Source organism: Stenotrophomonas sp. HMSC10F07, from assembly GCF_001807895.1.
GTDB classification, from domain to species: domain Bacteria; phylum Pseudomonadota; class Gammaproteobacteria; order Xanthomonadales; family Xanthomonadaceae; genus Stenotrophomonas; species Stenotrophomonas sepilia.
The window spans coordinates 1-4,910 of sequence record NZ_KV791333.1 but is presented as its reverse complement, the minus strand read 5'-3'; the positions used below and the strand labels follow the sequence as shown (position 1 = coordinate 4,910).

At 65.6% G+C, this 4,910-nt stretch carries 4 protein-coding genes and 4 tRNA genes; 1 reads left to right on the top strand and 7 read right to left on the bottom strand.

The annotated features are described in order from the left end of the window. Positions 1 to 52: 52 nt before the first annotated feature. The 4 genes from HMPREF3114_RS02770 to HMPREF3114_RS02755 all read right to left on the bottom strand — a co-directional run bounded on the left by HMPREF3114_RS02770 (position 53) and on the right by HMPREF3114_RS02755 (position 649). Positions 53 to 128: transfer RNA gene (locus tag HMPREF3114_RS02770), tRNA-Lys, on the bottom strand. Between the two features lie 79 nt (positions 129 to 207). Continuing rightward, positions 208 to 284 (bottom strand) — tRNA-His (locus HMPREF3114_RS02765). A 172-nt stretch (positions 285 to 456) separates the two neighbouring features. Then, a tRNA-Arg gene (locus HMPREF3114_RS02760) sits at positions 457 to 533 on the bottom strand. 39 nt (positions 534 to 572) lie between these two features. Next, positions 573 to 649 (bottom strand) — tRNA-Pro (locus HMPREF3114_RS02755). 180 nt (positions 650 to 829) lie between these two features. Between HMPREF3114_RS02755 and HMPREF3114_RS02750 the strand changes: the two genes are divergently transcribed. Next, positions 830 to 1,588 carry a Bax inhibitor-1/YccA family protein gene (locus tag HMPREF3114_RS02750; RefSeq protein ID WP_005415466.1) on the top strand — a complete coding sequence of 253 codons (759 nt, stop codon included), beginning with the start codon at positions 830 to 832 and terminating at the stop codon, positions 1,586 to 1,588. 78 nt (positions 1,589 to 1,666) lie between these two features. Here HMPREF3114_RS02750 and HMPREF3114_RS02745 read toward each other — a convergent pair whose 3' ends face one another. From HMPREF3114_RS02745 to HMPREF3114_RS02735, 3 genes are all read right to left on the bottom strand, one after another. Beyond that, positions 1,667 to 2,584: a LysR family transcriptional regulator gene (locus tag HMPREF3114_RS02745; RefSeq protein ID WP_053500776.1), complete on the bottom strand. Its 918-nt coding sequence runs from the start codon at positions 2,582 to 2,584 to the stop codon at positions 1,667 to 1,669. A gap of 53 nt (positions 2,585 to 2,637) precedes the next feature. Beyond that, positions 2,638 to 3,381, bottom strand: a complete 744-nt coding sequence (locus HMPREF3114_RS02740) for a cysteine hydrolase family protein (protein WP_053500778.1) — start codon at positions 3,379 to 3,381, stop codon at positions 2,638 to 2,640. Between the two features lie 249 nt (positions 3,382 to 3,630). Further along, entirely contained in the window at positions 3,631 to 4,635 is a 1,005-nt protein-coding gene (locus HMPREF3114_RS02735; RefSeq protein WP_053500779.1) for an isocitrate dehydrogenase, read from the bottom strand. Positions 4,636 to 4,910 lie beyond the last annotated feature (275 nt).

Below are 4,910 nucleotides of genomic sequence, written 5' to 3'. Positions count from 1 at the left end.
CCCAGCGAACAGGCAAGAAAAAAGCCACTTGGCGAACCAAGTGGCTTTCGTCTGGTGGGCTGTCAAGGATTCGAACCTTGGACCTATTGATTAAGAGTCAACTGCTCTACCAACTGAGCTAACGGCCCGTGAAACTCAGACGCACATTGTAGCGTGCTTTCTGTTTATTGCAATACCGTTTCGGCTGCGCCGATGCGGTTGAATCAGTGGGGTGGCTGAGGGGATTCGAACCCCCGACCACCGGAATCACAATCCGGTACTCTAACCAACTGAGCTACAGCCACCACTGAAACTTTCGCTCCATCGCCGATACCACTGACGCCGGAACCTTGAACATTGCCTGGGGACTGTCACCGAAGTTGCGGTCCGCCGAAGCGAGTCCGATATTCTGGTGGAGTCCTTGCGCTTTTGCAAGCACTTCTTCACATCCGTCGATGCGATCCCGGTGCTCGCCAATGGCGCGCCCGACAGGAATCGAACCTGTAACCGCCGGCTTAGAAGGCCGGTGCTCTATCCAGTTGAGCTACGGGCGCCCGAACCGGAACGGTGTCCAATCCGACGTGGCGTGGGATTGGTCGGGGTAGAGGGATTCGAACCCCCGACATCCTGCTCCCAAAGCAGGCGCGCTACCAGACTGCGCTATACCCCGGTCTTGCAATCCCCTCGGGTTGGGCCCGGGGAGCTGGTCATTGTGGCCAAGCGCGTTGGGAACTGTCAACGAAGGATGCACAGATCCCCGGCCTGCCACAACGCCGAAAGCAGTCATCGGCTATGCTGACGCCCATCGGCCGGATGGCCGTCCCGACCTTCATTCGCACGGAGAACACGCATGCGCAGCGGCAACCCGGCTCTTTCCGAGTCGACCTTCCTCGACCTCGCCAGTGGCTCGGTAGTGACCAGCCCCGACCAGGCCATGACCCTCAACGGCACCGCCAACAAGACCGGCATCCTGCTGCTGTTGACCGTTCTGACCGCGGCGTTCGCCTGGAGCCAGGCGGTCGACGAGTACGGCCAGATTTCCGGCAGCGCGAGCCTGTACGCCATCGGTGGCGCGATCGGCGGCCTGGTGCTGGCACTGATCACCATCTTCAAGAAGGAATGGTCGCCGGTCACCGCGCCGATGTACGCACTGGTCGAAGGCCTGTTCCTGGGCGCCGTGTCGGCCCTGTTCAACATGAAGTACCCGGGCATTGTGTTCCAGGCGGTGCTGCTGACCTTCGGCACCCTGGCCGCCCTGCTGTTCGCATACCGCAGCGGCCTGATCAAGGCCACCGAGAACTTCAAGATGGGCGTGGTGGCCGCCACCGGCGGCATCGCCCTGCTCTACCTGGCCTCGTTCGTGCTGGGGTTCTTCAACATCAACGTGCCGGTGATCCACGACTCCAGCTGGCTGGGCATTGCCTTCAGCCTCTTCGTGGTGGTCGTGGCCGCGCTGAACCTGGTGCTGGACTTCGATTTCATCGAGACCGGCGTGGCCCAGCGCGCGCCGAAGTACATGGAATGGTATGGCGCATTCGGCCTGATGGTGACCCTGGTCTGGCTGTATGTGGAGTTCCTGCGCCTGCTGTCGAAGATCCAGCAGCGCTGAACCAGGCAGAGCCATGAACGACAAAGGGCGCCTTCGGGGCGCCCTTTTCTCTTTGTAACGCGTGGCTGCATTTCCCGGCTAGCCAGCCACGCCAGCCACGCCAGCCTGTGCAGCGTAGTGCGCCGCAAGGTGTTCGACCAGCGCTCGCACCTTGGGCGCGAGCGCACGTGCATGCGGGTACAACGCGAAGTAGCGCCGCTGGCCGGCATGCCAGGCCGGCAGCACGCGGATCAGACGACCGGCGCGCAGATCCTCCTGCACGGTCAGCGCGGTGAACAGGCTGATGCCCATTCCGGCCAGCGCGGCGGCGTACAGCGCGGGCGTGGCATCCACGCGCAGGCGCTGCCCGGCTTCAACGCTCACGCTGGCGCCGCGCGGTCCCTGCAACCGCCAGGGCGGCATTGACGGCGTGGGACTGAAACCCAGCAGCGTGTGCTGCTCCAGATCCACGGCGTGCCGTGGCAGGCCATGGCGCGCCAGGTAGACCGGTGCGGCGACCAGGATGCGCGGGCAGCTGGCCAGCTCGCGCGCAACCAGCTGGCTGTCCGGCAATGAAGCTGCAATGCGCAGCGCCAGGTCGAAACCACCACCGACCACATCCACCACCTGATCATCCGCCGACAGGTCCAGCGTGACCTGCGGGTAACGCTGCAGGAACGAGGGCAGCCAGTGGGGCAGCTCCTGGCTGGCCACCACCTGCGGCACGCTGATCCGCACGCTGCCGCTGGGCTGCGCCTGCCCGGCGCGAGCACGATCATCCGCCTCCTGCAGGCGGTCCAGCAGCGTTGCCGCCTCGCGGTAGTAATCGCGCCCGGCCTCGGTCAATGACAGCCGACGGCTGTTGCGATCGAGCAGGCGTACCTGCAGGTGCTCTTCCAGCTGCCGCAGTTGCCGCGACATCGCCGAGTGGGTGGTCCCCAGGCGCTCGGCGGCCGCAGTGAAACTGCCCGCGTCAACGATGGCGCGCAGCGCACGCAGGGCGGCGAAGTGATCCATCGGCGGGCAGCTCCACGTGGCGGGGCCCACGGCATGCGGGCCCCGCCAGCTTATCAAGCGCCGTCACCGGCCTTGCGTACCGGCAGCGCGAGGATCGCGTCGGTGCTCATGACATCGCCGAAGGCGTCTTCGATCTGCGCCAGCGAGGCCTCATGCAGCGCGCGATGGCCGATGCGACGGCCGCCGGCCAGATCCAGATCGCGGCTGGCGCTGGCATCGGACGAGACGATCACCCGGTAGCCGCGCGGAGCCGCTGCCGCGTCGCGCGCAGCACCGGCCACGCAGGCGTGGGTCTGCAGGCCGGTAACGATCAGGGTGTCGATGCCGGCGTTCTTCAGCATCGGGTCGAGCACCGCGGCGGACGCGCCGGCGAATACGCTGACATTGTCCTTCTGCACCACGGTCTCGCCCTGGCGCGGCTGCAGGTCGCGATGGAAGGCGGCATTGACGCTGCCCTGCGCGAACAAGGGTGCGCCGGCCGGCAGCACGTGCTGGACATGGATCACGCGGATGCCGTGGGCATCGGCGAATTCGACTACCCGCCTGGCCTGGCGCAGTGCGGCCTCGCCATCGGGAATGACCATGCGGCCACCCGCAAAGCCTGGTACGGCCTTGGCATCGAAGTACTCGTTCTGGAAGTCGATCACCAGCACGGCAGTCTTCGCCGCATCCAGCGAGGTCGGGACCGGCGCACCCGCCATATGGCGGATGGTGGGATGGGCTGGCTCGGCAGCAGCAAGCGGGACGGTTGCGGTCATGCCGATCAGGCTGGCCAGGCCGAAGGCGGTGAGGTTCATGTTCAAGCTCCGGTGCATTGGGAAGTGGGCACAGGATGCCGATCACATTACGCACGAACCAGCCGCCAAGCGGCACATGATCTGTGCGATATACGCACAGAAAATCCCCTGTAGAGCCACCCCATGGGTGGCTGCGGACCGCAGGGGCCCCGTCATCCACGCAGGGCGTGGATCTACCGAGCCAGCCCACAACGCAACGGGGCGCCCGAAGGCGCCCCGCTGTGGATCCAACCGAGGTCGGCCGGCCGCTTACAGGCGGCTGGCGATGGCCTGGGCAAAGCTCATGGTGGTACCGGCGCCACCCAGGTCGCCGGTCAGCGAGTCCTTGGCTTCCATGGTCGCCACGATGGCCTTGCGCAGGCGCTCGGCATTCTCCGGCTGGCCGATGTGGTCCAGCATCTGCGCGGCCGCCAGCAGCAGCGCACACGGATTGGCCTTGCCCTGGCCGGCGATGTCCGGCGCGGTGCCGTGCACGGCTTCGAAGATCGCCGCGTCCTTGCCGATGTTGGCACCCGGAGCCAGGCCCAGGCCGCCGACCAGGCCGGCGCACAGGTCGGAGATGATGTCGCCGAACAGGTTGGTGGTGACGATCACATCGAACTGTTCCGGACGCATCACCAGCTGCATGCAGCAGTTGTCGACGATCATTTCCTGGAACTCGATGTCCGGGTACTGCGCGGCGACTTCACGGGCGACATTCAGGAACAGGCCCGAGGTCGACTTGATGATGTTGGCCTTGTGCACGGCGGTGACCTTCTTGCGGCCGGTGCTCTTGGCCAGCTCGAAGGCGTAGCGCACGATGCGCTCGGAGCCCTTGCGGGTGATGCGGGTGCCGGAGAAGGCGGTCTCGCCATCGGCCGACACTTCCTGGCCTTCGGCCAGGTAGGCACCTTCGGTGTTCTCACGGACGGTGATCAGGTCGACGTTGTCGAAACGCGACTTGGTGTTCGGGAAGGTGTGGGCCGGACGCACGTTGGCGTACAGGTCGAAGTGACGGCGCAGGCTGACGTTGATCGAGGTGAAGCCACCGCCGACCGGGGTGGTCAGCGGGCTCTTCAGCGCGACCTTGTTGCGCGCGATCGATTCCAGGGTCACCGCCGGCATCAGGTCGCCGTGCTTTTCCAGGGCCACCAGGCCGGCGTCGGCGTCTTCGTACTCCAGGCCAGTCTTGAGCTGGTCGAGCACGAACAGGGTGGCGTCCATGATTTCCGGGCCAATGCCGTCGCCGCGGATGACCGTAATTTTCTGCGTCATTGATCGATGTTCCGAACAGGGGGAAAAACGCCGTCCGGACGTGCCCGGAAACGCCGGCGCAAAGGAAGTTTCACCGGCAATTATGCCTGAGCCGGGGCCGAGGTCCCAAATAGACCATGGTCCCAGTCCCCGGCTCAGGCAGAATTGCCCGCGCATCCCTCCTCTACCCCGCCTGTCGGCGCGCCCCTTCAACAAGAAGGGGCTCCTGGGCTGTTGGATCGTGGGGAAGGCCCCTCGCGGGTGCGGTAGTGCCGGCCGCTGGCCGGCAACCCCGG

Bases quoted from the DNA above. Each gene is read 5' to 3' on its own strand.
- HMPREF3114_RS02750 (WP_005415466.1), top strand. From the start codon at position 830: ATGCGCAGCGGCAACCCGGCTCTTTCCGAGTCGACCTTCCTCGACCTC.
- HMPREF3114_RS02745 (WP_053500776.1), bottom strand. From the start codon at position 2,584: ATGGATCACTTCGCCGCCCTGCGTGCGCTGCGCGCCATCGTTGACGCG.
- HMPREF3114_RS02740 (WP_053500778.1), bottom strand. From the start codon at position 3,381: ATGAACCTCACCGCCTTCGGCCTGGCCAGCCTGATCGGCATGACCGCA.
- HMPREF3114_RS02735 (WP_053500779.1), bottom strand. From the start codon at position 4,635: ATGACGCAGAAAATTACGGTCATCCGCGGCGACGGCATTGGCCCGGAA.